20 protein-coding genes and 5 tRNA genes are annotated in these 24,477 nt (G+C 73.6%); 9 read left to right on the top strand and 16 right to left on the bottom strand.

Features of this window, described 5'->3' with window-relative positions:
• Positions 1 to 1,405 precede the first annotated feature (1,405 nt).
• Both GHR20_RS29175 and GHR20_RS29170 read right to left on the bottom strand, forming a co-directional pair.
• On the bottom strand, positions 1,406 to 2,230 hold the full coding sequence (locus GHR20_RS29175; RefSeq protein ID WP_153816173.1) for an aminodeoxychorismate lyase: 825 nt from the start codon (positions 2,228 to 2,230) through the stop codon (positions 1,406 to 1,408).
• Positions 2,227 to 3,282, bottom strand: coding sequence for a chorismate-binding protein (locus tag GHR20_RS29170; protein WP_148027642.1), 1,056 nt, complete (start codon positions 3,280 to 3,282; stop codon positions 2,227 to 2,229). The genes GHR20_RS29175 and GHR20_RS29170 overlap by 4 nt, the downstream gene beginning before the upstream one ends.
• Before the next feature lie 178 nt (positions 3,283 to 3,460).
• Here GHR20_RS29170 and GHR20_RS29165 point away from each other — a divergent pair.
• The 5 genes from GHR20_RS29165 to GHR20_RS29145 all read left to right on the top strand — a co-directional run bounded on the left by GHR20_RS29165 (position 3,461) and on the right by GHR20_RS29145 (position 3,942).
• Positions 3,461 to 3,533, top strand: a tRNA-Gly gene (locus tag GHR20_RS29165).
• Positions 3,534 to 3,571: 38 nt separating this feature from the next.
• Positions 3,572 to 3,645: transfer RNA gene (locus GHR20_RS29160), tRNA-Cys, on the top strand.
• 1 nt (position 3,646) lies between these two features.
• Positions 3,647 to 3,718: transfer RNA gene (locus tag GHR20_RS29155), tRNA-Val, on the top strand.
• Positions 3,719 to 3,769: 51 nt separating this feature from the next.
• Positions 3,770 to 3,841 (top strand) — tRNA-Val (locus GHR20_RS29150).
• 29 nt (positions 3,842 to 3,870) lie between these two features.
• Positions 3,871 to 3,942, top strand: a tRNA-Val gene (locus GHR20_RS29145).
• 52 nt (positions 3,943 to 3,994) lie between these two features.
• Here the strand turns inward: GHR20_RS29145 and GHR20_RS29140 are convergent.
• From GHR20_RS29140 to GHR20_RS36935, 3 genes are all read right to left on the bottom strand, one after another.
• Positions 3,995 to 4,315 (bottom strand): zf-TFIIB domain-containing protein, encoded by a 321-nt coding sequence (locus GHR20_RS29140; protein WP_111585291.1) that lies wholly within the window; start codon positions 4,313 to 4,315, stop codon positions 3,995 to 3,997.
• Between the two features lie 101 nt (positions 4,316 to 4,416).
• On the bottom strand, positions 4,417 to 5,304 hold the full coding sequence (locus GHR20_RS29135; RefSeq protein ID WP_243878152.1) for an aminoglycoside phosphotransferase family protein: 888 nt from the start codon (positions 5,302 to 5,304) through the stop codon (positions 4,417 to 4,419).
• A 198-nt stretch (positions 5,305 to 5,502) separates the two neighbouring features.
• Positions 5,503 to 5,679 (bottom strand): hypothetical protein, encoded by a 177-nt coding sequence (locus tag GHR20_RS36935; RefSeq protein WP_181516505.1) that lies wholly within the window; start codon positions 5,677 to 5,679, stop codon positions 5,503 to 5,505.
• 687 nt (positions 5,680 to 6,366) lie between these two features.
• Here GHR20_RS36935 and GHR20_RS29130 point away from each other — a divergent pair.
• On the top strand, positions 6,367 to 7,812 hold the full coding sequence (locus GHR20_RS29130; protein WP_194859019.1) for a serine/threonine-protein kinase: 1,446 nt from the start codon (positions 6,367 to 6,369) through the stop codon (positions 7,810 to 7,812).
• 6 nt (positions 7,813 to 7,818) lie between these two features.
• Here the strand turns inward: GHR20_RS29130 and GHR20_RS29125 are convergent, their stop codons facing one another.
• From GHR20_RS29125 to GHR20_RS29085, 9 genes are all read right to left on the bottom strand, one after another.
• Positions 7,819 to 8,637, bottom strand: coding sequence for an RNA methyltransferase (locus GHR20_RS29125; RefSeq protein WP_153814844.1), 819 nt, complete (start codon positions 8,635 to 8,637; stop codon positions 7,819 to 7,821).
• 88 nt (positions 8,638 to 8,725) lie between these two features.
• Positions 8,726 to 9,958, bottom strand: coding sequence for a uroporphyrinogen-III C-methyltransferase (gene cobA / locus GHR20_RS29120; RefSeq protein ID WP_153814843.1), 1,233 nt, complete (start codon positions 9,956 to 9,958; stop codon positions 8,726 to 8,728).
• 217 nt (positions 9,959 to 10,175) lie between these two features.
• On the bottom strand, positions 10,176 to 14,324 hold the full coding sequence (gene cobT / locus GHR20_RS29115) for a nicotinate-nucleotide--dimethylbenzimidazole phosphoribosyltransferase (RefSeq protein WP_153814842.1): 4,149 nt from the start codon (positions 14,322 to 14,324) through the stop codon (positions 10,176 to 10,178).
• A gap of 335 nt (positions 14,325 to 14,659) precedes the next feature.
• Entirely contained in the window at positions 14,660 to 15,883 is a 1,224-nt protein-coding gene (cbiE, locus tag GHR20_RS29110) for a precorrin-6y C5,15-methyltransferase (decarboxylating) subunit CbiE (protein WP_153814841.1), read from the bottom strand.
• A 94-nt stretch (positions 15,884 to 15,977) separates the two neighbouring features.
• A complete protein-coding gene (locus GHR20_RS29105) occupies positions 15,978 to 16,616 on the bottom strand; it encodes a GNAT family N-acetyltransferase (RefSeq protein WP_153814840.1) in 639 nt (212 codons plus the stop codon).
• 140 nt (positions 16,617 to 16,756) lie between these two features.
• On the bottom strand, positions 16,757 to 17,587 hold the full coding sequence (locus GHR20_RS29100) for a MetQ/NlpA family ABC transporter substrate-binding protein (protein ID WP_153814839.1): 831 nt from the start codon (positions 17,585 to 17,587) through the stop codon (positions 16,757 to 16,759).
• A 157-nt stretch (positions 17,588 to 17,744) separates the two neighbouring features.
• A complete protein-coding gene (locus GHR20_RS29095; RefSeq protein ID WP_111585283.1) occupies positions 17,745 to 18,497 on the bottom strand; it encodes a methionine ABC transporter permease in 753 nt (250 codons plus the stop codon).
• On the bottom strand, positions 18,494 to 19,528 hold the full coding sequence (locus GHR20_RS29090; RefSeq protein WP_153814838.1) for an ATP-binding cassette domain-containing protein: 1,035 nt from the start codon (positions 19,526 to 19,528) through the stop codon (positions 18,494 to 18,496). The genes GHR20_RS29095 and GHR20_RS29090 overlap by 4 nt, the downstream gene beginning before the upstream one ends.
• A 395-nt stretch (positions 19,529 to 19,923) precedes the next feature.
• Positions 19,924 to 20,568: an HAD-IA family hydrolase gene (locus GHR20_RS29085; RefSeq protein ID WP_153814837.1), complete on the bottom strand. Its 645-nt coding sequence runs from the start codon at positions 20,566 to 20,568 to the stop codon at positions 19,924 to 19,926.
• A gap of 70 nt (positions 20,569 to 20,638) precedes the next feature.
• On the opposite strand from GHR20_RS29085, the gene GHR20_RS29080 reads away from it, so the two are divergent.
• Both GHR20_RS29080 and GHR20_RS29075 read left to right on the top strand, forming a co-directional pair.
• Positions 20,639 to 20,998, top strand: coding sequence for a hypothetical protein (locus GHR20_RS29080; RefSeq protein ID WP_111585280.1), 360 nt, complete (start codon positions 20,639 to 20,641; stop codon positions 20,996 to 20,998).
• A 2-nt stretch (positions 20,999 to 21,000) separates the two neighbouring features.
• The gene (locus tag GHR20_RS29075; protein WP_111585279.1) at positions 21,001 to 21,420 is read left to right on the top strand and encodes a hypothetical protein; all 420 of its coding nucleotides are present in this window, start codon (positions 21,001 to 21,003) and stop codon (positions 21,418 to 21,420) included.
• Positions 21,421 to 21,438: 18 nt separating this feature from the next.
• On the opposite strand, the gene GHR20_RS29070 is transcribed toward GHR20_RS29075, so the two are convergent.
• Together GHR20_RS29070 and GHR20_RS29065 are read right to left on the bottom strand one after the other, a co-directional pair.
• Complete coding sequence (locus GHR20_RS29070; RefSeq protein WP_153816172.1) at positions 21,439 to 21,936, bottom strand: GNAT family N-acetyltransferase; 498 nt, start codon at positions 21,934 to 21,936, stop codon at positions 21,439 to 21,441.
• Between the two features lie 181 nt (positions 21,937 to 22,117).
• Positions 22,118 to 23,299, bottom strand: a complete 1,182-nt coding sequence (locus tag GHR20_RS29065) for a glycerophosphodiester phosphodiesterase (protein WP_111585277.1) — start codon at positions 23,297 to 23,299, stop codon at positions 22,118 to 22,120.
• 291 nt (positions 23,300 to 23,590) lie between these two features.
• Between GHR20_RS29065 and GHR20_RS29060 the strand changes: the two genes are divergently transcribed.
• Positions 23,591 to 24,355, top strand: coding sequence for a lysophospholipid acyltransferase family protein (locus tag GHR20_RS29060; RefSeq protein ID WP_111585276.1), 765 nt, complete (start codon positions 23,591 to 23,593; stop codon positions 24,353 to 24,355).
• Positions 24,356 to 24,477: the final 122 nt, after the last annotated feature.

Below are 24,477 nucleotides of genomic sequence, written 5' to 3'. Positions count from 1 at the left end.
GGGCGGCCCACAGGGAGTTGGGGCCGGAGCCGGGCGGCGAGGCAGAGGCCGGGCGGCAAGGCCGGGACTCGGGACCAGGGGCTTCCGACCCGAGCCGGGTCGGAAGCCAGAGCCGAGGCTGGAGTCGGGGCCGGGGGTCGGGCGGCGAGGTGAGGAGTCGGGCCCGGGAGTCGGGCGGCGAGGCCAGGGACCAGGGCTGGAGCCGGGAACCGGGGCCGGAACTGGGAGGCGGGACCGGGAGCCAGAGCCAGGGCTGGAGCCGGGAGTCGGGCGGCGGGGCCGAGTCAGGGCCAGGGCCCGAAGCCGAGACCGAGAGCCGGAGTCCGGGACCGGGCAGCGAGGCCGGGAGCCAGGGCTGGGGCCGGGAGTCGAGGCCGAGAGCCCGGGCCGTGCGGCGAGGCAGAGGCTGAAGCCGGAAGCCGAGGCCGGGACCGGGAGTCGGGGCCCGGTCCGGGAGTCGGGGCTGGGGCCGGGAGCCGAGCCCGGGGACCCGAGCCGGAGCCGGGTGGCGAGACCGAGAACCGAGGCCAGGGCCAGGGCCGGGACCCGGAGCTGAGGCAAGGGCCGGGACCCGGAGCCGTGCAGCGAGGCCAGGAACCGGGGTAGGGCCGGAAGCCGAGGCCGGGACCGGGCGGCGGGGCCCGGTCCGGGAGTCGGGGCTGGAACCGGGAACCGAGACCAGGGACCCGAGCCGGAGCCGAGCGGCGAGACCGAGACCAGGGCCGGGACCCGGAGCCGGGCGGCAAGGCCAGGAACCGGAGCCGGGCGGCGAGGCCAGGAACCGGGGTAGGGCCGGAAGCCGAGGCCGGGACCGGGCGACGGGGTCCGGCCCGGGAGTCGGGGCTGGAACCGGGAACCGAGACCAGGACCGGGACCCGGAGCCGGGCGGCGAGGCCAGGAACCGGGGTAGGGCCGGAAGCCGAGGCCGGGACCGGGCGACGGGGCCCGGTCCGGGAGTCGGGGCTGAAGCCGGGAGCCGAGCCCGGGAACCGGAGCCGGAGCCGGGCCGCGAGACCGAGAACCGAGACCAGGGCCGGGACCCGGAGCCGTGCAGCGAGGCCAGGAACCGGGGTAGGGCGGGATGCCGAAGGCCGGGACCGGGCGACGGGGCCCGGTCCGGGAGTCGGGGCTGGAACCGGGAACCGAGACCAGGGACCCGAGCCGGAGCCGAGCGGCGAGACCGAGACCAGGGCCGGGACCCGGAGCCGTGCAGCGAGGCCAGGAACCGGGGTAGGGCCGGAAGCCGAGGCCGGGACCTGACGGCGAGGCCCGGTCCGGGAGTCGGGGCTGGAGCCGGAAGCCGAGCCCGGGAACCGGAGCCGGGCGGCGAGGCCGGGAGTCGGGCGGTGGAAGTCGGGCCGGGACGGCGGGATCTCGTCGCGTGTCCCGGGGGCCGGTCGGCGTGTCAGCGTGGGTCGAGGTTCTCCGCCGCGCGTTCCTCGAAGATCTGCATCGACTTCGCGGTCACCGGGCCCGGGGCGCCGGGGAGTTCGCGGTCGTTCACCCGGTGCACCGCCTGGATGTCGCGCAGGGTGGAGGTCAGGAAGATCTCGTCGGCGCGGTCCAGCACGTCGAGCGGGAGGTCGGTCTCCTTGGCGCCGGTCCATTCGACGGCGAGGGCGCGGGTGATGCCGGGGAGGCAGCCGGAGGAGACCGGCGGGGTGTGGATCTCGCCGTTCAGGACGACGAAGACGTTCGAGCCGGTGCCCTCGCACAGCTGGTCGACGGTGTTGGCGAACAGGGCCTCGGAGGCGCCCTGTTCGTGGGCGCGGGCGAGGGCGACCACGTTCTCGGCGTACGAGGTGGTCTTCAGGCCGGTCAGCGCGCCGCGCTCGTTGCGGGTCCAGGGGACGGTGATCACGGCCGTGCTGTCGGGGCGACGGGAGGTCTCGCCGAGGGCGACCACCAGGGTCGGGCCGTGCTCGCCGCGGTCGGAACCGAGCGGGCCGTGGCCGCCGGTGTAGGTGATCCGCAGCCGGCCGAGCGGCATCGGGTTGGCCGCGAGCACGGCGGCGCACGCCTCGCGGATCTCGTCGTGGTCGGGGTCGGGCAGCCCGAGGCCACGGGCCGAGCGGGTCAGCCGGTCGAGGTGCCGGGTGAGCGCGAAGGTGCGCCCCTCGGCCGCCTTCACCGTCTCGAAGATGCCGTCACCGACGGTCAGCCCGTGGTCGAACACGGAGACCCGGGCGGAATCCGCGTCCCGCAGCCCGCCGTCCAGCCAGATCCTCATGCGCATGCCTCTCCACTCGCCTCGTACGACCCCGACGCTACCGCGAGCAGCCGGGACGCCTTCAGTTCGGTCTCCCGCCACTCCCCCTCCGGGTCCGACCCCCAGGTGATCCCTGCGCCGGAGCCAAAACGCAGGACTCCGTCGGCGCGGTCGATCCAGAAGGTGCGGATGCCCACGGCCAGCTCGGCGGTGCCCTGGTCGGCGTCCACCCAGCCGATGCCGCCGCAGTAGGGGCCGCGCGGCACCGGTTCCAGGTCCTCGATGATCCGCAGGGCGCTGGACTTGGGCGCGCCGGTGACGGAGCCGGGCGGGAAGGCGGCGCCGAGCAGCTCGGGCCAGCCCGCGCCGGCGCGCAGCTCGCCGCGGACGGTGGAGACGAGGTGGACCAGCCCGGGGTGCTTCTCCACGACGCACAGGTCGGGGACGGTGACGCTGCCGGTGGCGCAGACGCGTCCGATGTCGTTGCGGACCAGGTCCACGATCATCACGTTCTCGGCGTAGTCCTTCTCCAGGAGGTCCGCCTCGGTGCGGCCGGTGCCCTTGATGGGGCCCGACTCCACGGTGCGGCCGCGGCGGCGCAGGAACAGTTCCGGGGAGGCGGTGGCGAGCTCCACGCCGTGCGCGGGCAGCCGGATCGTGCCCGCGTACGGCGCCGGGTTGCCGCGGGCCAGCAGGGCGGTCAGGGCGTCCACGTCGGCGTCGGGGGCGATCGGCGCGCTGAGCACCCGGCAGAGGTTGGCCTGGTAGACCTCGCCGGCCGCTATGTGGGCGCGGATGCGGCGGACGGCCGCGGTGTAGGCGGCGCGGTCCAGGGAGGTGGCCCAGTCCCCCACCGCGGGGCCGTGCCAGGCGCCGGGCGCCGGGGCGGGCACCGGGGCGTGTCGTACGTCCGCGAAGCGTGCGCAGGTCAGACGGCCCTCGAAGTCCGCGCACACGGCCCAGAAACCGGTGGACTCCAGGGCGGCGGGATCGCTGGTGACGTCGAGGAGGCCGGTGGCGAGACGGTCGCCGAAGCGGGCGAGCGGGGGAAGGCCGGGAGCATGGTGGAGCACGTGCCCGAGTCTAGGTGGGGTGTCCCGGAGGTGACCCGGGGATGTCCCGGAGGGGGCCCTGACCACCGGGTCCGCCGGGTGCACCGCAGCACGCTGCGCAAACGCGTTTTTGTACTGGCCCGGGAATCCGCTAGAGTTCAACACGTCGCCGGGACGCGGAAGCGGACCGAAACGACAAGCGGACGTAGCTCAGTTGGTAGAGCGCAACCTTGCCAAGGTTGAGGTCGCGAGTTCGAGCCTCGTCGTCCGCTCGAAGGAAGAAGGGGTCATCCCGATCCCCTACACTCCTGGTGGAGTGGCCGAGAGGCGAGGCAACGGCCTGCAAAGCCGTCTACACGGGTTCAAATCCCGTCTCCACCTCCAAGGACGATTAGCTCAGCGGGAGAGCGCTTCCCTGACACGGAAGAGGTCACTGGTTCAATCCCAGTATCGTCCACTGGATCCCCGGTCCGTCCGGAGATCCCGGGTCTCTCGAAGATCCAAGCCCGCGCGATTAGCTCAGCGGGAGAGCGCTTCCCTGACACGGAAGAGGTCACTGGTTCAATCCCAGTATCGCGCACTGACCGTGATCCCCGGATCACTGTCCGCGGACGATTAGCTCAGCGGGAGAGCGCTTCCCTGACACGGAAGAGGTCACTGGTTCAATCCCAGTATCGTCCACACACCGAGAAGCCCCCGGCCGTTTCCACGGCCGGGGGCTTTCTCGTGCGTCTCAGCTGGAGAACAGCATGTGCGTGAAGCTGCGGTGGTGACGGTCGTGGTGGCCGTGATGACCGTGGTGCCCGTGCTCGTAGTGACCGCCGCCGTGGCCGCCGTACGGCGCGCCCCAGGCGGGCGCGGACGGGGCCGGGTACCCCTGCGGGGCGGCGGGCGGGGCCGGCGGGACGGGCTTGGACCACTGGGACTCGACCTGGGTCAGCGCCTCCAGCTCGCCGTAGTCGAGGAAGATGCCGCGGCACCCGCCGCACTGCTCGATCTGGACGCCGCTGCGGTTGTACGTCTGCATGGGTGCGTGGCACTTCGGACACTGCATCGTCGGCTCAACTCCTCGCCGGTCGGTACTGCTTGGTGTTTCCCCTGCACAGACTCCGTTTCGCCGCGCGTGGTTGCAACGATTTCGCGGAAGTCCCCGGGTCACCGCGCGGGCATACGGGCGCAGGCGTCGACGACGGCCTGCTCGATCCCGTCCAGCGGGCGGCCCGCGGCGAGCGCCTTGGTGATCGCCAGGGCGGCCGTCTGGACGGTGAGGGCGCGGGCCGGGACGTCCAGGGCGGCCCAGGGGTCGCCGGTGGCGGGGACGGCGGGGCCGTTCGCCTGCCGGTAGGCGCTCAGGAAGCGGGTCCAGTCGTCGGGCGGCAGCAGTCCGCAGGCGTACCAGGCGGCGGGCCGGGCGAGGTCCCAGGCGGGGACGCCGAGTCCCAGGTCGTCCACGTCGATGAGCCGCCAGGGTCCGTCGGGGGCGGGGTACCGGACGAGTTGGCCGAGGTGGAGGTCGCCGTGGCAGAGGACGGCGGGACCGGGCATCGGGGCCTCGGCGCGGGCCCAGGCGGGGAGGGCGGCCCAGGCGTCGAGGACAGGGCGGCCGGCGGGGTGGGGGTCCGCGCCGAGGGCGGCCCGGAGCCGGGTGACGGCGCGGGCGGCCTTGGCGGGGCCGCGCATCGGGGGTGACGCCGGGTGGGGCGTGCTGGTGTGCAGCCCGGCGAGGAGGCCGGCCACGGCTTCCCAGGGGGCGGCGGCGGGGGCGTCGGGGTCCACGGGGGTGCCGTACGGCCAGGAGGTGACCAGGCGGTCGTGCAGTTCTTCCGTGGTGGACGTGAGCGGGGGCAGGAGGATGCCGGGGAGCGCGGCGGCCGTTTCGAGGCGGCGGGCCAGGCGGGCGGGGTCGGTGCCGGGGGCGTGCGCCTTGACGACGGTGTCCCCGAGGCGGAGGACGGTGGCGTCGGGGCGGTCGGCGAGGGTGGTGGGCGCGGCCGGGGTGCCGGCGGCGCGGACGTGTGCCGTGAGCGCGGGGAGGAAGGTCACGGGTCCTCGGTCGGTCAGGGACGGGGTGAGGGGTACGACGGCGGAGTGGGGGGTGCTGGTTCCGGCGCGGAAACGGCGATGCCGGCGCAGCTCCCCAGCTGCGCCGGCATATGTGCCGTCCGCCGCACCCCCGTCCCCACGGGGTTTCATGGATGGATGTCCCCGCCCGAACCGCTCTTTCGGGCCTGGGGTCGCCGCTCAGCGCCCCAGCATCGCACCCACGGACGACGCCTGTGTGGCCACCGTCTCCCAGCCGTCGAAGACGAGCAGGAGCAGGGCCGCCAGGGGAAGGGCCATGAGCGTCGCCACCAAGGGGTGGCGGCGACCCGTGCGGCGGGGTGCGAACGCGGGGCGTCGCGGTGCCGGATGGGTCATGGTCCCTCTCCTGACCGTCTCGTGTTGTCCATGCAGTTGTTCTGCTTGTTCTCGCAGTTCGTTCCGCTTGTTCTCGCAGTTCGTTCCGCTTGTTCCGCTGGTTCGTCCTGCTTCTTCACAGCGGCGGGTGTCCGACCTCGGGGGACGAGCGCTGCACCCGCCGCTTGAGCTCAAATCTAGGCGCGGGCCCCGAACCGGGCGTCATGCCCTCGTACCGATTGGCGGGCCTCCCGGAGGATGAGCCCCCGGCCGCCGACTACTCCCCTGGGTGGAGAGCCGGACCTAGGTCTCGGGGTCTTCCCCGAGGGGTCGCCCGCCGTGTCGGGCATGTCGGATGCGGGCGGCGCCCCGGAACGCGTGACTTCGATCACTCGGAACGGTCATGCGGCGGGTGCCGGGCACGGCTCGGGCGGCGGCCCGCGGCGGGTGCGGCGGGGCGTCCGCGGTGGGCCGCGGGAAGGGCGGACCGAGCGGTGGCCCCTGGTCGCGGCGGGGTCAACGACCCTGCGGGCAAGCCCGGTTGGCGGTGACGGTCGGTCAAGAGTGCGGTGTGCACTGGCGTCCTGACCGCGCCTCACCTCTCCGGCGCGGCGCGCACAATCCGTCGGGCCGAGAGGGCGCGGCCTCTGCGCGCGGGCGGCCCGGTAAACGTAAGCTGTGCCACGTCAGAGGGACCGGGCAGCGGGGATGAACATGGCGATGATGCGCCTGAGGCGCGAGGACCCGCGCGTCGTCGGCTCGTTCAGGCTTCACCGACGGCTCGGCGCGGGCGGGATGGGCGTGGTCTACCTCGGCTCCGACAAGAAGGGCCAGCGGGTCGCGCTGAAGGTGATCCGGCCCGATCTCGCCGAGGACCAGGAGTTCCGTTCGCGGTTCGCGCGCGAGGTCTCCGCGGCCCGTCGTATCCGGGGCGGCTGCACGGCCCGGCTGGTGGCCGCCGACCTGGAGGCCGAGCGCCCCTGGTTCGCCACCCAGTACGTCCCCGGGCCCTCGCTGCACGACCGGGTCGCCGACGAGGGCGCGCTGCTCGCGGCCGACGCGGCGGCGATCGGCGCGGCGCTGTCCGAGGGCCTGGTCGCGGTGCACGAGGCGGGGGTGGTCCACCGGGACCTGAAGCCCTCCAACATCCTGCTGTCCCCCAAGGGGCCGCGGATCATCGACTTCGGCATCGCCTGGTCCACCGGCGCCTCCACCCTCACCCATGTGGGCACTGCCGTGGGCTCCCCCGGCTTCCTCGCCCCCGAGCAGGTGCGCGGCGCGGCCGTCACCCCGGCCACCGACGTCTTCTCGCTGGGCGCGACCCTCGCCTACGCCTCGACCGGCGACTCCCCCTTCGGACACGGCAGTTCGGAGGTGATGCTGTACCGGGTGGTGCACGAGGAGCCGCATCTGCACGGCGTGCCCGACGCGCTCGCCCCGCTGATCCGGGCCTGTCTCGCCAAGGACCCCGAGGACCGGCCCAGCACGCTCCAACTGTCGCTGCGGCTCAAGGAGATCGCGGCCCGCGAGGCCCAGGGCCTGACCGAGGTACGGCCGCCCTCCCCGCGCGCGGCGGAGGCGGACCGGCCCACCGGGCGGCTCGTCGACACCTACCCCGAGCCGCAGCGCGCCGCGCGCCGCCAGGCCCCCGGCACGCCGCCGCCGCGCGGTACCGCCCCCCGGGGCGGGGTGCCCTCACGGGGTGGCGCACGCGCCGGCGGCACTCCCCCGCGTCCGGGCCGGCCCGCTCCCGAGCAGCGGGGCGGTGGCCCCCGTTCCGCCAGTGGCGGCCCTCGTTCCGCCAGTGGCGGCCGTCCCGGCACCCGCGGCGGCGCCCGGCGCCCGGCGGCGCGCACCACGAAGACCGGGCTGCGCCCCGCCAACCCCCGTCTGCTGCGTCAGCGGCTCACCGTGTTCTTCGTGGTGACCCTGCTCGTGGCCCTCGGCATCGCCCTGGCCCAGGGCTGCCAGGGCCCGACCCGGGGGCTGGGTGGCGGGCTCGGGAGCACGTTCGGGGGCACGTCCGGCGGGAGCGCGGGGACGGTCGTACGCCCGTCGCAGCAGCAGTCGGCCGACGGCTCGCGGGCGGCCGGGGGCACGCGGTCGTACGGCGACGTCCCGTACGGGTCCACGCGTTCCGGCACCGGGGCGTAGCAGAGGTCAGGACCTCGGTCGTCCCGTCGCCACCGCGTAGAAGGCGACCGCGGCCGCCGCGCCCACGTTGAGCGAGTCGACGCCGTGGGACATCGGGATGCGGACCCATTCGTCGGCGGCGACCAGGGCCTGCCTGGACAGGCCGCCGCCCTCGGCGCCCAGCATCAGCGCGACCCTGTCCATCGTGTGCGGGGCGGCCTCGTCCAGGCTGCGGGCCTTCTCGTCCGGGGTGAGGGCGAGCAGGGTGAAGCCGGACTCGCGGACCTGGTCCAGGCCCTTCGGCCAGTTCTCCAGGCGGGCGTACGGCACCGAGAACACGGCGCCCATCGACACCTTGACGCTGCGCCGGTACAGCGGGTCGGCGCAGTCCGGCGAGAGCAGGACCGCGTCCATGCCGAGGGCGGCCGCGGAGCGGAAGATGGCGCCGATGTTGGTGTGGTCGTTGACCGACTCCATGACCACCACGCGGCGGGCGGAGCCGAGCAGTTCGGCGGCGGTCGGCAGCGGCTTGCGCTGCATGGAGGCGAGGGCGCCGCGGTGCACGTGGTAGCCGGTGACGCGCTCGGCGAGTTCGGGGCTCACGGCGTAGACGGGGGCGGGGAGCTCGTCGATGACGTCGCGCATGACGTCGATCCACTTGGCCGAGAGCAGCATGGAGCGCATCGCGTAGCCGGCTTCCTTGGCCCGGCGGATGACCTTCTCGCCCTCGGCGATGAACAGACCCTCGGCGGGCTCGCGCTTGCGGCGCAGCTCGACGTCGGTCAGGTCCGTGTAGTCCACGAGGCGCGGGTCGTCGGGGTCCTCGACGGTGATGAGATCGGCCACAGGGTGATACTGCCTTGTCCTGGGTGTGGTGCCAACGGCTGGGTAGGATGCGTTACCCGAGGTTACGCGTGATCAAGAGGGTATTCGGTCAGTCGGCCCGGGCGGGGCCCTCGGTCACGACCTCGCCGATCACGATGACCGCCGGGGGCCTCACGTCCTCGGCGCGGACGGTCTCGGCGACCGTGGCGAGGGTGGCGTCGACCCGGCGCTGCGCGGCCGTCGTACCTTCCTGGACCAGCGCGACCGGGGTCGTCGGGGACTTGCCGTGCGCCATGAGCGTCTCGGCGATCTTCCCGATCTTGTCGACGCCCATCAGGATCACCAGCGTGCCGGTGAGCCTGGCCAGCGCCGGCCAGTCGACCAGCGAACGCGCGTCGTCGGGGGCGACATGGCCGCTGACGACCGTGAACTCATGGGCGACGCCCCGGTGGGTGACCGGGATGCCGGCCGCGCCGGGCACCGAGATGGAGCTGGAGATGCCCGGCACGACGGTGCAGGGGATGCCGGCCTCGGCGAGCGCCTGGATCTCCTCCATGCCCCGGCCGAAGACGAAGGGGTCGCCGCCCTTGAGCCGTACGACCGACTTGCCCTGTCCGGCGTGCTCGATCAGGGCGTTGTTGATGGCCTCCTGGGCCATGTAGCGGCCGTACGGGATCTTCGCCGCGTCGATCACCTCGACATGCGGCGGGAGTTCGGCGAGCAGGTCGCGGGGGCCGAGCCGGTCGGCGATGACGACGTCCGCCTCGGCGAGCAGCCGGCGGCCGCGGACCGTGATCAGGTCGGGGTCGCCGGGGCCGCCGCCGACCAGGGCGACGCCGGGGGTGCGGGTGCGGTGGTGGGGGGCGACGAGGGTGCCGTCGCGCAGGCCCTCGACGACCGCGTCCCGGATGGCGGCGGTGTGCCGGGGGTCGCGGCCGCGGGCTTGCGTGGTGAGGACGGCGACCGTGACGCCCTCGCTGGTGCCGGTGGCGGGGGTCCAGGCGGTGGCCCGGTCGGCGTCGTCGGAGCGGACGCACCAGACGCGGTGCCGCTCGGCCTCGGCGGAGGCGGCGGCGTTGGCGTCGGGGTCGCTGGTGGCGATGAGGGCGTACCAGGCGTCGGCGAGGTCGCCGTCCTGGTAGCGCCGCCGGTGCCAGGTGAGCTCGCCGGCGTCCGCCATCGCCTCGACCGAGGGGGTCGCCTCAGGGGAGACGAGGACGAGGTCCGCGCCGGCCGCGATCAGGGCGGGCAGACGGCGCTGGGCGACCTGTCCGGCGCCGAGGACGACCACGCGGCGGCCGGAGAGGCGCAGACCTACGGGGTAGGCGGGGTGTTCGGCCATGGCTCCTCCGGGGGCGTTGTGATGGCCCTGACGTGCGGATTTTACGTGGGCGTCGGTGAGTATGGAGCAGGTGTTCGGGGGCTGGGACGGATGGTCGGCGCAGACCGGCCGGGCACAGACCGGTGGGTGGTCGCGCCCACCCGTTCCGCCGCAGCGGAACGAATGCTCACGACCACCCAGGTGTCGCTACGGCGCCGATGTCCCGGACGCCGGACGGCTACTTCTCCGTGACGCCCGCCGAGTCGAACGTCGCCACCTCGTGCATCGCTCTCGCCGCGCTCTGCACCAGCGGCAGGGCGAGCAGGGCACCGGTGCCCTCGCCGAGACGCAGGTCGAGGTCGATCAGGGGGCGCAGGCCGAGCTTGTTGAGGGCCGCGACATGGCCCGGCTCGGCGCTGCGGTGGCCGGCGATGCAGGCCGCGAGGACCTCGGGGGCGATGGCCCGGGCCACCAGGGCCGCGGCCCCGGCGCTCACGCCGTCCAGGATGACCGGGGTGCGCAGGGACGCGCCGCCGAGCAGCAGGCCGACCATCGCCGCGTGCTCGAAGCCGCCGAGGGCCGCGAGGACGCCGATGGGGTCGGCCGGGTCCGGCTGGTGGAGTTCCAGGGCGCGCCGGACCACCTCGGTCTTGCGGGCCAGCGTCTCGTCGTTGATGCCGGTGCCGCGGCCGGTGACCTCGGCCGGGTCGGTGGCGGTGAAGACGGAGATCAGCGCGGCGGACGCGGTGGTGTTGGCGATGCCCATCTCACCGGTGAGCAGCGCCTTGTTGCCGGCCGCGACCAGGTCGCGGGCGGTCTCGATGCCGACCTCGATGGCGGCCTTGGCCTCCTCGCGGCTCATCGCGGGCCCGGCGGTCATGTCGGAGGTGCCGCCGCGGATCTTGCGGGGCAGCAGGCCGGGGGTGGCGGGCAGGTCGGCGGCGACGCCGACGTCCACGACGCACACCTCGGCGCCGACCTGGGCGGCGAAGGCGTTGCAGACCGCGCCCCCGCCCAGGAAGTTGGCCACCATCTGGCCGGTGACCTCCTGGGGCCAGGGGGTGACGCCCTGGGCGTGCACCCCGTGGTCACCCGCGAAGATGGCGACGGCCGCGGGCTCCGGGATCGGCGGCGGGCACTGCCGGGACAGGCCCGACAGCTGTGCGGAGATGATCTCCAGCATGCCGAGCGCGCCGGCCGGCTTGGTCATGCGCTTCTGTCGCTCCCATGCCTCGCCGAGGGCCTTGGCGTCGAGCGGGCGGATCTGGGCGACGGTCTCGGCAAGCAGGTCGTGGGGTTCCTCTCCGGGCAGGGCGCGGCGGCCGTACGTCTCTTCGTGCACCACCCAGGACAGGGGGCGTCGCTTGGACCAGCCGGCCTGCATCAGCTCGGGCTCGTCCGGGAATTCGTCGACGTACCCGACGCACAGGTAGGCGATGACCTCCAGGTGCTCGGGCAGGCCGAGGGCCCGCACCATCTCGCGCTCGTCGAAGAAGCTGACCCAGCCTACGCCCAGGCCCTCGGCGCGGGCGGCGAGCCAGAGGTTCTCCACGGCGAGCGCGGCGGAGTACGGCGCCATCTGGGGCTGGGTGTACCGGCCCAGGGTGTGCCGGCCGCCACGGGTCGGGGCGGCGGTGACCACGATGTTCACCGGGGTGTCGAGGATCGCCTCGATCTTCAGTTCCTTGAACTGCTTCGCCCGGCCCTTGGGCAGCGACTTCGCGTACGCCTCGCGCTGGCGCACGGCCAGTTCGTGCATGGTCTCGCGGGTCTCGGCGGACCGGATGACGACGAAGTCCCAGGGCTGCGAGTGGCCGACGGAGGGCGCGGTGTGCGCGGCCTCCAGGACGCGCAGCAGCACCTCGTGCGGGATGGGGTCGCTCCGGAAGCCGTTGCGGATGTCGCGGCGCTCGCGCATCACCTTGAGCACGGCCTCGCGCTCGGCGTCGTCGTAGCCGGGGGCGGCGGGGCCGGTGGACTGCGGCGCGGGGGCCGGTGCCTCGTCGGCCGGGATCTCTCCCCGCGCGGCAGCGGGCTCCGGGGCCTCGGCGTGCGGTACGGCCTCGGCCTCCCGGGGCGCGGGCACGCTGGCCTGCGGCGCGGGGCCCTGGGCGGGCAGCACGAGGGGGTGCGGCGGGGTCGGCGCGAGCTGCGGCGCGCTCGGCACCTGGCCCTCGACCGGCACGAACTCCCCGAGCGGCGGCTCGGAAGCCTGCTCCGGGAGCACCCCGGGCAGCTGCTCGGCGGGGACGGGCTCCACGGGGGCGTCCGTCGGCACGGGGCCCTGCTGGACGGGGACTTCGGCGGGCAGCGCGGCGCTCGCGGGCAGCGCGGCGTCCACGAGTGTCACGGCCTCGGCGGGTGTCACGGTCTCGGCAGGTGCCACGGCCTCGGCGGGCGCCGGGGCTTCGGCGGGCGCCGGGGCTTCGGCGGGCAGCGGTGCGTCGTCGGCGGGGGCCGCGGCTTCGGCGGGCACCTGAGCTTCGGCTTCGGCGGGCGCCGGGACGGCCTGCGGCTGCTCGGGAGCGGCGGGGGCCACGGGAGCGGCAGGGGCGACGGGTGCGGCGGTGGCCGGGTGGGCGACGGCCTGCGGCTGCGCGGCCTCGGCTTCCACGGCCGCGACGGCGCCCTGCGGCTCCGCGGCCACGGCGGCGACCGGTGCCGGGGTGGCGTCGGCGGGCTGCTGGGGAGCGGGTACGGCGGGGTCGGCCGCGACCGGCGCGGGGTCGGCGACGGGAGCCGCCTGGACCGCCGGGTCCTGAGCGGCCGGCTGCGCCTGCGCTTCGGCCGGTGCCTCCGGCTGTACGGGCTGCTGCGGGACGCCGGGCGCGGCCGGGGCGGCCTGGACGACGGGCTCCACGGTCTGCGGGCCCTGGGCCTGGTGGGCGTCCGGGGCGGGGACGGCGGGAACCTCGACCGCCTCGACCGCCTCGGCCTGCTCGACTGCCTGGACCTGCTCGACCGGGGCGGCCACGGGCTCGGCGGGCTGAACGGGCTGGGGGGCGTCGGCGGCCACGGGCTCGGCCGGCTGGATCACCTGGACGGCGTCGACGGCGACGGGCTCGACCGGTTCGGCGGCCGGCACGGCCTCGACGGCTTCGACGACCTCGGCGGCCTCGGCCGCGACCGGCTCGACCGGCTGGGACGCCTGGACGCCCTCGACCGGCTGGGACGCCTGGACGGCCTCGACCGGCTCGGTCACCTGCACGGGCTCGGCAGCGGCCGGCTCGACCGGCTGGGCGGCCTCGGCGACCGGCACGGCGGCACCCGCGACCTGAGCCTCGGGCCGCGCGGGCGCCCCCGCCTCGACGGGCCGCGCCTCCTGGACCGGCTGGACCTGCGGCGCGGGAGCGGCCTCGGCCACCTGGGCGTCCGGCACCTGAGCGGGCTCCGCGACGGCCGGCGCGCTCTCCTCGGCCTGCGGCGCCACCGCTTCCTCGGCCACCGCCTGCGGCACCACCTCGGGTCCCCGCGGAACCTGCGGTGCCAGGACAGCGTCCTGACTGTCGAGGGGCTGCGGACCGTCCTGGCCCGGTACCACCTGCGCGGCGTCCGCACCGGCGGCTTCGGGCGTCCCGGCGAACGCCGGGTCAACCGTTTCCGCACCCGGCACCTGCTCGGCGACCCGCGCCACGGGCACCTCCGCGGCGACCGGCCCGGCAGCCGCCGCAGCCTCCGCGGCCGGTGCCTCGGGCACGACGACCGCGTCCGGAGCCGCACCCGGCGCCCCGGCGTCGGCGGCCGCCTCGGCGGTCGCGTCGGCGGTCGCGTCGGCGTCCGGCACCGGCACCTCGATGGCGACCGGCACGGCCTCGGCGGCGGCCACCGGCACACCGATCACCTGGACGGCGACCTGTCCGGTCTCCACCACGCCCGGTGCCTGGGCCGCTGCCGGGGCGGTGTCCACCGCGCCCGGTGCCTGGCCGACGACCGGCGCCGCCACGGCCGTACCCCCCGGAGCCGCGCCCCAGGGGGCCGCGCTCTGCGGGCCCATCTCCCGCAGGGGCTGGGCGTCGAGATACTCGGGGCCCCGGTCGGCGAGGGTCCGGACCCGTCCCGCGGAGGTGTCGGGGATGGGCGGGCCGAGGTGCAGCGGGCGGCGCGGCGCCGACGTCTCCTGCGCGGACGGAAGGCGGACACCGGTGAGGTCCACGGACCCCGTGTCGCGCCCCGATGCCTCGTGGAGGGTCTCGACCACCGGCTCCGGGGCGGGCGGCGGCACCTCGTTGCCCCATGCGCCCTGGGCGCCCGGCAGCAGCAGGTCTTCGTCCTCGGCGGGAGCCTCGGAGAGGTAGGTGTACGCGCCGTGCGCGGTGACGCCCGGCTGCTCCACCATGCCTGCGCCCTCCGGCTGCCCCTCGCCCGGGACCTGGCCGGTGTCGGTCATGCGTACCCCTCGCCCAATCGGTTAGTGCTCCTACGACCAGCTCACCCGGAACGGCACACCGACCGCCCCATGGTGAAGAACGAGCGTGCGTGCCCAGCGGCACGAACGACCCGCCGGAAAAGGCGACAAAGCCATTCAGTGGCATTGTCCCGGTCGTTGCGCCGTCGCGACAGCATGATCCGCGACAGGCCGCTGTGGACTACGCCACGTTGCGCGTCCACGGGTTCGCCGTACCACCCCGGTCCGGAACGGGCGTGCGTTCCGGACATTGGCGAACGAAGTTCCGGGCCACCGGTGCGGTACAACGATCGGCCAGCCTACCGCGCGCGGTACGACTAACGGATCACGGGGCGATCGGACAGTACCCCGCTGAGCAGGAACGCGACGTTCCGCTCGGTCTCCCGCCAGGCACGGGTGTCGAGTTCGACGGACTGGAGCAGGGCGCACTCGACGCGGTATCCGTGCTCGGTCAGGTCGCGGCCGACGAGTTCGGCCGCGTCGCGGGTCGCGGCATGGGCGACGATGCGCTGCGGGCGCCGGTCCGCGACCGCCGACACCACGGCCGCTCCCCCGCCGCCGACCCGGACCACATCGGGTTCGGGCAGGTCCTCCAGGATGTGCGGGGCGCTGCCGTGCACCACTTCGAGCTGGACGCCGTAGCGGCGGGCGGCGCCGTCGGCGCGGGCGCAGGCGGCCGGGTCGCGGTCGACGGCGATGACGGCGGCGCCGGCGCGCGCCGCTTCGACGGCGAACGCGCCGGAACCGCAGCCGATGTCCCACACGAGGTCGCCGACCCGGGGCCCGAGGCGGGCGAGTTGGGCGGCGCGCAGCAGCTCGGTCTCGCCCTCGCCGAGCGGGGTGCCCTCGCCGTACACCTCGTCGGGCTGGACCCAGCCGCGCGGGCCGGAGCCCGGGTCGCGGCCGGCGATCCAGCCGCCGTCCTCGGCCGCGCTCACCGGGCCGCCGATGACGATGACGACGTTGGGGTCGCGCCAGGTGTGGTCGGGGGCCTTGTCGGAGGTGACGACGGAGACCTGTTCGCGTTCGGTGCCCAGTTCCTCGCAGATGACGAAGGTGCGGTGGACGCCCGCGAGGAGCAGGCCGAGTTCGGCGGGGCCCGCGCCCGGTGAGGTGAGGACGGCCACCTTGGCGTGGGCGCGGCAGACGTTCACGGCCCGGCGCAGGGTGCGCGGATGGGCCACGACGACCTGGGCGTCGTCCCAGGGCATCCCGGCGCGGGCGAAGGCGGCGGCGACGGAGGAGACACCGGGGACGACCTCCACCTCCAGGCCGAACTCCGGTGCGCGCAGGGTGCGTACGACGCCGAAGAAGCCGGGGTCGCCGTCCGCGAGCACGACCGCCGTGCCGCGGTGGCCGGCGATGCGGCGGGCGGCGAGCGCGACGCTGCCGAGCCGGACGCGTTCGGCAATGGGCGGGATCTCGGGCAGTGCCAGGTGGTGGGCCGCGCCTGCCACGAGGGTGGCGGCGCCGAGAGCGGAGCGTGCCGCGTCGGTCAGCGGCGAGCCGTCCCAGCCGATCACCGTGACCCGGTCGGCCATCGTCGTCCATCTCCAGGTTTTCGCAGGTCGTCAGGGGTACAGGGCCCATGAGCGGGCTCCGTGAGGGTACCCGGCCGGGCGGCCGTGGCGGGGATCAGTTCCAGTCGGCGTACGACGTGAAGCCGCTGGTGTCGGCGAGCTGCTCGTCGGCGCCCTCCAGGTCCTCCGGCAGCAGGCTCCACACGATGAAGTCGGTGCGCAGATCGGCCCAGCCCCCGTCCTCGGTGCGCACATGGACTATGCACGCGTTGCGCAGCACGCCCTCGCTGATGCAGCCGATCTTCTGGGCGACCTGCTGGGAGGCGGTGTTGTCGGCGGCGGTGCGCAGTTCGATGCGCTCGAAGCGCTGGTCGCCGAAGAGCCAGCGGGCGGTGGCGAGCGCGGCCTCCGAGGCGTAGCCCTCGCCGCGGGCCCAGGGGGCGACGATGTACGACAGCTCGGTGGCGCGGATGTGCCAGTTGGTCCTGGTCAGCTGGACGACGCCGACCAGGCGCTGGGTGAGGAACTCGGTGACGGCGAGGTCGAGTCCGCGGCCCGCGGCGCGTTCGGCGGGCGCGCGCTCGCCGATCCAGCGCCAGGCACCGGCCTCGGTGAACGGCTGGGGCACGTCGGTCCAGGCGGCGACCTGCTCGTCGTTCATCATCTCGGCCAGGGCGGGTACGTCGTCCTCGTCGAGGGGGCGCAGCACCAACCGCTCCGTGCTGATGGAGATGTTGGGGAAGGTGCTTGTCATGCGCCGCTCCGTAACCTTCGGAAGTACCTGCTGAACTGCCCAGCATGCAGCATGAAACCACCGAACCGCACGACGGGGTCAACTCCCGGTGAGGGAGCGGACCCCGTGCGTCGCGATGCCGTGCGCTGCCGGTGGCCGGATCAGAAGGACGGGATGACCGAGCCCTGGTACTTGTCCTCGATGAACTTCTTGACCTCGGGCGAGGTGAGGAGCTTGGCGAGCTTCTTGACCCGGGGGTCGTTCTCGTTGCCCTTCTTCACCGCGAGGAAGTTGCCGTACGGGTTGTTCTTCGCGGACTCCAGGACGAGGGCGTCCTTGGCGGGCTTGAGGCCCGCGGAGATGGCGTAGTTGCCGTTGACGACCGCCGCGTCCACGTCGTCCAGGGAGCGCGGGGTCTGGGCCGCCTCGACCTCCTTGAACTGGAGGTGCTTGGGGTTCTTGGCGATGTCCTCGGGGGTGGCCTCGTTGCCGGCGCCGGACTTGAGGGTGATGAGCCCGTTGTCGGCGAGCAGCTTCAGGGCGCGGCCCTCGTTGACGGCGTCGTTGGGGACGGCGACGGTCGCACCGCTCCTCAGGTCGCCCGCCTTCTTGACCTTGTGGGAGTACAGGCCGAGGGGCTCCAGGTGCACCGTGACGACGGGCACGATGTGGGTGCCGCGCTTCTTGTTGAAGTCGTCCAGGTACGGCTGGTTCTGGAAGTAGTTGGCGCCCACCGAGCCGTCCTCGGTCGCCGTGTTCGGCGTGATGTAGTCGGTGAACTCCTTGACCTGGAGGTCGAGCCCGGCCTTCTTCGCGAGGTTCTTCTCGACGAAGTTCAGGATCTCGGCGTGCGGGACCGGGCTGGCGGCGACGACCAGCGGTCCGCTGTAGTCGTGGGAGGCGGAGGAGTTTCCGGAGCCGCAGGCGGTCAGCCCGAAGGTGAGGGCTCCGGCGGCGAGGACGGCGGTGGTGAACTTGGCGGTGTTACGCACGAAAAGTGCCTTTCCTTAAGGGTGGTGCGACCCCGGATGAGGGGGGTGGGCGCGGAGCGCCTCGTCGAGGGGTGGTGGTCGGGTGACGGGTGGGCGACGGGGAGTTCTGGGGGCGGCCGCTCAGCAGAAACGTTTCGACGTGCGGGCCGGCCGATGCCTACGCGGCCTTGGCGACCTCGGCCGTGTCCGTGTCCGGCTCCTTGTCGCCCTTGGCCTTCAGCAGCCGCAGCCTGGGCCCGGGGCCCGAGCGGCCGCCGCGGCGGTGCAGGGCGCGGGCCGCGAAGTCACCGGCGAACTGGATGAGGGAGATGACGACGGCGAGGATGCCGACGGTGATCCACATCAGCTCGGTCTCGAAGCGCTGGTAGCCGTAGCGGACGGCGAGGTCGCCGAGGCCGCCGCCGCCGACCGTGCCGGCCATGGCGGAGTAGCCGATGAGGGCGATGACCGTGGTGGTGGTGCTGGCGATCAGCGCGGGCAGGGACTCGGGGACGAGCACCTTGCGGACGATGGTCCAGGTGTTGCCGCCCATGGACTGCACGGCCTCCACGAGGCCGCCGTCCACCTCGCGCACGGCCGTCTCGACCAGGCGGGCGAAGAACGGGATGCCGCCGATGGCGAGCGGCACGACCGCGGCGGCGGTGCCGATCGTCGTCCCGGTGACCCAGCGGGTGAAGCTCATCAGGGCGACCATCAGGATGATGAACGGCAGCGAGCGGCCGACGTTCACGATCTGGCCGATCACCTTGTTGGCGACGACGTTCTGGAGCAGGCCCCCGCGGTCCGTGAGGACGAGGAGGAGGCCGAGCGGGAGGCCCACGACGACGGCGATCAGGGTGGACCAGAGCACCATGTCGAAGGTCTGGGAACACGCGTCGGACAGCAGCGGCTGCATCTCGGACCAGGTCACTTGGCACCTTCCTTCACCAGTGCGGCCTCCTGGCCCACGACGTCGATCTGGAGCCCCTGCTCGCGCAGGAAGCCGATGGGCACCACGTTGTCCTCGTAGCGGCCGGGCAGTTCGATGCGCATCCGGCCGATCTGGAGGCCGCCGACGGTGTCGATGGCGGCGCCGAGGATCGAGATGTCGATGTTGTAGGTGCGCGACAGCTGGGAGATGACCGGCTGGGTCGCGGCCTCGCCGTGGAAGGTGACGTCGACGACGGTGCGCTCCGTGCCGGTGCGCTCGCCGCTCACCGGGAACAGCGCGGCGGCCAGCTGGGAGCCGGGGGTCGCCAGCAGCTCGCTGACCGTGCCGGACTCCACGATCCGGCCCCGCTCCATCAGGGCGGCGGAGTCGCAGATCGACTTGACCACGTCCATCTCATGGGTGATGAGCAGGACGGTGAGGCCGAGCTGCCGGTTCAGGTCGCGCAGCAGCTGGAGGATGGAGCGGGTGGTCTCCGGGTCGAGGGCGCTGGTGGCCTCGTCGGAGAGCAGCACCTTGGGGTCGCCGGCCAGGGCGCGGGCGATGCCGACGCGCTGCTTCTGGCCGCCGGAGAGCTGGGCGGGGTAGCTCCTGGCCTTGTCGGCGAGGCCGACCAGGTCGAGCAGTTCCAGCGCCTTGCGGGAGCGTTCCTTCCCGGAGGTGCCGAGGATCTCCAGCGGCAGCTCGATGTTGTCCTGCACGGTCCGCGAGGACAGCAGGTTGAAGTGCTGGAAGACCATGCCGACCCGGCTGCGCGCCTGGCGCAGTTCCCGGCCCGCGCGCGGGCCGCGGCCGGCCAGGGCGGTGAGGTCCTGCCCGGCGACGGTCACCGTGCCGGAGGTGGGGCGCTCCAGCAGGTTGACGCAGCGGATGAGCGAGGACTTGCCGGCGCCGGACTGGCCGATGACGCCGTAGACCTCGCCCTCGCGGACGTGGAGATCGACGCCGTCGAGGGCGGTGACATCGCGGCCGCGGGAGCGGTAGACCTTGGTCAGGCCCGATGTGGTGATCACAGGATTTCCGTCACTGTCGAGTGCGCGGGCGCGGGTGTGCCCGGGCACGGGTGCGTTGCGTGCGTTCGTGGGGTACGCGGCACGGTTCTCGGGTGGCGGTGAGGCGGGAGAACGTCGTGTGCGCGGTACGGCCCTCGGGTCCCACTCGCCCGGGTAGGGGCGTGGGACGGGCCGCGGCTCTCGCTTCGGGGCGCGAGGCTCAGGTGGTGCGGGGGCCCTCTAGAAGGCGCACATTCGACACGGACACAGACAAACAGCACCGGGCGTCATGGTCGCCTCGGTCGCAGGGATGCGGCTGTTCGTCGTGGTCATGCGGCCCAGTAAAGCAGAAGCCCGCCGAAGAGCGGTGGCCGCCGTCCGCATAGTGGACAGCGGCGGACACCCCGGGGGCGGGCTCAGTCGCGGACGGAGACCGCCACTTCCCCGTCGGTGACCAGTGCGCGCAAGGCCGCGAGGTCGTCCACGACGAGGTCGGCGTCGAGCTCCTCGGCCCGGTGGGTTGTGGCCAACGCCACGGTGCGCATGCCAGCCGCGCGGGCCGCGCGCAGTCCGGCGGGGGCGTCCTCGAAGACCACGCAGTCGGCCGGGTCCGCGCCGAGCTGCCGGGCGGCCAGCAGATAGGGCTCGGGGTCGGGCTTGCCCCGGGTGACGTCGTCGGCGCTGACCAGGCACTTCGGGGTGACACCCACGGCCGCCAGGCGGGCCTCGGCGAGCCGGCGGGTGGCGGAGGTGACCACGGCCCAGCGGTCGGCGGGCAGGGAGTCCAGGAACTCCCGGGTGCCGGGCAGCAGCCGTACGCCGGAGACGTCCGCCACCTCCAGCTGCTCGACCCGGGCGACGGCCCGGGGCACCAGGTCCGCGGGCAGCAGGTCGGCGACGATCTCGGCCGCGGTACGGCCGTGCAGCTCCACCTGCCCGAACTGTTCGGCCGTGACCCCGTACTCCTTGGCCCAGACCGTCCAGCAGCGCACGACGGAGTCGTAGGAGGAGACCAGGGTGCCGTCGTTGTCGAACAGGAGTGCGTGGGCGTGGATCGTCATGGCCTCGACCCTACGGCGTACGGCGGGGTCGGCGGCGTTGGCCCGTTTCCGCCGTAATAAGGTCGACCGCATGCTCACTGTCCTGACGCTGGTGACCGGGGTCGCCGCGCTGCTGCTCGCCGCGTGGTGCGGCTGGGCCGCCTATCGTGACCAGCCGACGAAGGACTGGCACTTCATCGGCATGGCCGTGGTGTCGCTGCTGGCGGTGGTCCAGCTGGTGATCGGGATCGTGCAGCTGGCCCGGGGCGAGAAGCCGGCGCAGGGGACCGCGATCTTCGTGGCGTATCTGCTGGGCGCGTTCGCGTGCGTGCCGGCCGCGGGCTTCATGTCGCTGGCCGAGCGGACCCGGTGGGGTTCGGTGACGGCCGCGGCGGGCGGCGTGGTGCTGGCCGTCCTTCAGGTCCGGCTCTTTGACATCTGGGGAGGCTGAGGATGACGACGGTCGAGGAGAAGCCGGCCCGGTTGATCAGCGGGCCGGGAATGCTGCTCGTGTGGTTCTACGGCGTGATGGTCGTCGGCGCGCTGTCGCGTTCCGTCTACCAGATCGCGACGGACTTCGGGCGGGCGCCGCTGGCGTACGCGCTGTCCGCGGTCGCCGGGCTGATCTACGCGTTCATCACGTACACCCTGGTGCGGGGCGGGGACGTGGCCCGGCGGGCGGCGCTGCTGTGCTGCGGGGTCGAGCTGGCCGGTGTGCTGCTCGTGGGCACGTGGACGGTGGTCGACCCCTCGGCGTTCCCCGACTCCACGGTGTGGTCCGACTACGGGATGGGGTACGTGTTCATCCCCGTGCTGCTGCCCGTCTCCGCGATGTACTGGCTGCGGAAGGCGCGGTCGCGGGCGGCTGGTTGAGGTGCGCGGGCGCGCCGCTCACGCCGTCGCCGCGTACGTGGCCGCCGGCTTCTCCAGCACGATCAGGTCGACGCCGTCCGTTCCCTTCGACCTGCCCACGGGCTCGTAGCCGACGCGGCGGTAGAGGCGCAGGTTGCCCTCGCTGCGGTGGCCCGTCCGGAGGCGGAAGAGGGTGGCGCCGCGCTCCCCGGCCAGGTCGGCCTCGGCGGCGCGCAGCAGGCGGGCGCCGATGCCGTGGCCCTGGAGCCGGGGGTGGACGCAGAGGCGGGCGATGGCGGCGGAGCCGTCCTCGGTGATCCTGCCGCGTACGGCGCCGATCACCTCGTCGCCGAGCCGGGCGACGAAGACGCAGTCGACGCCGATCTCCCCGCGGACGGCGTCGAGGGTCTCGACGAGCGGGTCGATGCGGTAGTTGCCGTACAGCCGCGCCTCGCTCTGGAAGCACAGGTACTGGAGGCGGAAGATGTCCTCCGCGTCCTCTTCGGTCGCCACCGAGATGGTCACGCTCATGCCCATGTGCGCATGCCTCCCGCTCACCTGATCACCTGTCGTCCCCCACACTCCTATCCCGCGCGCGGCGGGAGGCAACCGTCGTCGCCCGGGGACGCCCTGTGACATAGCCAACTCCCCCCGGCCTCCCGGCGAGGCGGGGCCTTCCGGGAGATCGCGGGGGGCAGCGCGGCGGGCGGTGTGCGGGTCAGCCCAGGAAGTCGGCGCGGGCCAGGACGCCGGTGTCGGCGTTGTCCGTGAAGACGCCGTCGATGCCGGTCGCGAAGTACGCCTTGAAGGCGCCGAAGGGGTCGCCGTAGCCGTCGGCCGCGCCGCCCTTGCGGAACTCGGCGGGCAGGAAGGGGTTCTCGTTGCGCATCGTGTAGGGGTGCAGGATCAGGCCGACCCGGTGCGCGTCGGAGACCAGGGTGGAGGGCTCGCCGAGGGAGCCGTCCGCCTTCTTGGGGATGACGAGGTCCAGGGTGGGGCCGATGCCCTGGGCGTAACCGGCGATCTCCCGCAGGCCCTTGGGGGTGATCAGGTCGGCGACCGTGCGCGGGTCGCCCGCCTCCACGAAGTCGAAGGGGCGGCTGTCGGCCGTGGACAGCAGCACCACGAGCGGGTTGTCGACCAGCCGGTTCAGCCTCTGGATGCTGGTGGGCTCGAACGACTGGAGGATCACCGGGGAGTTGCGGGTGTCCTTGCCGTGCCTGCGCAGCAGCTTGGCCACCCGCTCCTCCAGGGCGAGGCCCAGCTTGCGGAAGTAGGTGGGGTGCTTGGTCTCCGGGTAGATCCAGACCTGCTTGCCGCGCTTGCGGGTCTGCTCGTCCTGCCACTTCAGGACTTCCTCGAAGGTGGGGATCTCCCAGCGGCCGTTGTAGAGGGTGTTGTGCGGCCGGTTGGCCGGGATGCGCTCGATCGCGCGCAGCGTCTTCAGCTCGGCGAGGGTGAAGTCCTCGGTGAACCAGCCGGTGGTGGGGACGCCGTCGAGCACCTTGGTGGTCTTGCGGGCGGCGAACTCGGGGTGGTCCGCGACATCGGTGGTGCCGCCGATCTCCGGTTCGTGCCGGCACACCAGATGGCCGTCCTTGGTGGGGCACAGGTCGCCGGCCTCCACGATGTCGGCGCCGAGGTCGAGGGCCAGCTCGTAGGAGCCGAAGGTGTGTTCGGGCCGGTAGCCGCTGGCGCCGCGGTGGCCGACGATGGCCGGCACCGGCAGGCCCTTGAGCCCGCGCGCGGTACGCCTCGCCGCCGGGGCCTCGGCGGCCCGGGCGGTGCCGGACAGTCCGAGGACCGCGCCGCCCGCGCCCAGCATCGCGGCGCCGAGGAGCGCCCGCCGTCCCGTGGCCTGCGTCTGTGGCTGCGTCTCGGTCGTACGCTCGGTTCCCATGGCGGCCTCCTGCCGTCTTCTGTCTTCGCTCATCAGTCCGATGCTCATCAGTCCGGGAGATCGTAGGGGCGCGCATATGACAGGAGGGCGGCTTCGCGTCGAACTCGCGGGTGCGGGCGTATGGCCCGTGTGTGCGGGCAGGTGACGGAGTGTCGCGTACGGGGACGGGACGAGCGATGTCCGTCACATCGGCACAAGGGCGTCACACGCCGTCCGCCACGCGTCACCGCAGGTGAACCAGGTAAACCGATGTCAACACTTCGTAAGACGTCGGTGAACCGCCCGTCCCCGATGTGCGTCGGCGGCGGAGCCGCGAGTAATGTCCTCACCTGCACAGACCCATATCGCACAGATTCATATCGCCCCCTGACATCGGAGGACCCGTTGTCCCGCTTCCGCCTCATCAAGGCAGTGCTCGGCCCGATCATGCGCCTGATGTTCCGCCCACAGGTGGAGGGCGCGGAGAACATCCCGGGGGACGGCCCGGTGATTCTGGCCGGAAACCACCTCACCTTCATCGACTCGATCGTGCTCCCGGTCGTCACGAAGCGTCAGGTGCTCTTCATCGGCAAGGACGAGTACGTCACCGGCAAGGGCTTCAAGGGCCGGCTGATGGCGTGGTTCTTCACCGGCGTCGGCATGATCCCGGTGGACCGGGACGGCGCCAACGGCGGTGTGGCGGCGCTGATGACGGGCCGCCGGGTCCTGGAGGAGGGCAAGGTCTTCGGGATCTACCCGGAGGGCACCCGCTCCCCCGACGGCCGTCTGTACCGGGGGCGTACGGGCATCGCCCGGCTGACCCTGATGACCGGCGCGCCGGTGGTGCCGTTCGCGATGATCGGCACCGACAAGCTCCAGCCCGGCGGCAACGGCATGCCGCGGCCCGGCAAGGTCACCGTGCGGTTCGGCCCGGCGATGGAGTTCTCCCGCTACGACGGCATGGACCGCGACCGCTATGTGCTGCGCGCCGTCACCGACTCCGTGATGACCGAGGTCATGCGGCTGTCCGGGCAGGAGTACGTCGACATGTACGCCACCAAGGCGAAGGCCGCCTGAGTCCGGCGCAGCAGATGGCCGCGGGCCGTTCCGGTACGACCGGGGCGGCCCGCGTTCGTCCGTCTGCCGGTGTGAATCTGCCCTGGGGCAGGGTCATTCGGCCTACGCCCCCGAGCGCGTGA

This window comes from Streptomyces sp. SUK 48, assembly GCF_009650765.1.
Lineage (GTDB): Bacteria > Actinomycetota > Actinomycetes > Streptomycetales > Streptomycetaceae > Streptomyces.
Note: the sequence above shows the minus strand (reverse complement) of the source record. Positions and strands in the feature narration are given on the sequence as shown.

Bases quoted from the DNA above. Each gene is read 5' to 3' on its own strand.
- GHR20_RS29175 (WP_153816173.1), bottom strand. From the start codon at position 2,230: ATGAGGATCTGGCTGGACGGCGGGCTGCGGGACGCGGATTCCGCCCGG.
- GHR20_RS29140 (WP_111585291.1), bottom strand. From the start codon at position 4,315: ATGCAGTGTCCGAAGTGCCACGCACCCATGCAGACGTACAACCGCAGC.
- GHR20_RS36935 (WP_181516505.1), bottom strand. From the start codon at position 5,679: ATGACCCATCCGGCACCGCGACGCCCCGCGTTCGCACCCCGCCGCACG.
- GHR20_RS29130 (WP_194859019.1), top strand. From the start codon at position 6,367: ATGAACATGGCGATGATGCGCCTGAGGCGCGAGGACCCGCGCGTCGTC.
- cobA (WP_153814843.1), bottom strand. From the start codon at position 9,958: ATGGCCGAACACCCCGCCTACCCCGTAGGTCTGCGCCTCTCCGGCCGC.
- cobT (WP_153814842.1), bottom strand. From the start codon at position 14,324: ATGACCGACACCGGCCAGGTCCCGGGCGAGGGGCAGCCGGAGGGCGCA.
- cbiE (WP_153814841.1), bottom strand. From the start codon at position 15,883: ATGGCCGACCGGGTCACGGTGATCGGCTGGGACGGCTCGCCGCTGACC.
- GHR20_RS29105 (WP_153814840.1), bottom strand. From the start codon at position 16,616: ATGACAAGCACCTTCCCCAACATCTCCATCAGCACGGAGCGGTTGGTG.
- GHR20_RS29085 (WP_153814837.1), bottom strand. From the start codon at position 20,568: ATGACGATCCACGCCCACGCACTCCTGTTCGACAACGACGGCACCCTG.
- GHR20_RS29080 (WP_111585280.1), top strand. From the start codon at position 20,639: ATGCTCACTGTCCTGACGCTGGTGACCGGGGTCGCCGCGCTGCTGCTC.
- GHR20_RS29075 (WP_111585279.1), top strand. From the start codon at position 21,001: ATGACGACGGTCGAGGAGAAGCCGGCCCGGTTGATCAGCGGGCCGGGA.
- GHR20_RS29070 (WP_153816172.1), bottom strand. From the start codon at position 21,936: ATGGGCATGAGCGTGACCATCTCGGTGGCGACCGAAGAGGACGCGGAG.
- GHR20_RS29065 (WP_111585277.1), bottom strand. From the start codon at position 23,299: ATGGGAACCGAGCGTACGACCGAGACGCAGCCACAGACGCAGGCCACG.
- GHR20_RS29060 (WP_111585276.1), top strand. From the start codon at position 23,591: ATGTGCGTCGGCGGCGGAGCCGCGAGTAATGTCCTCACCTGCACAGAC.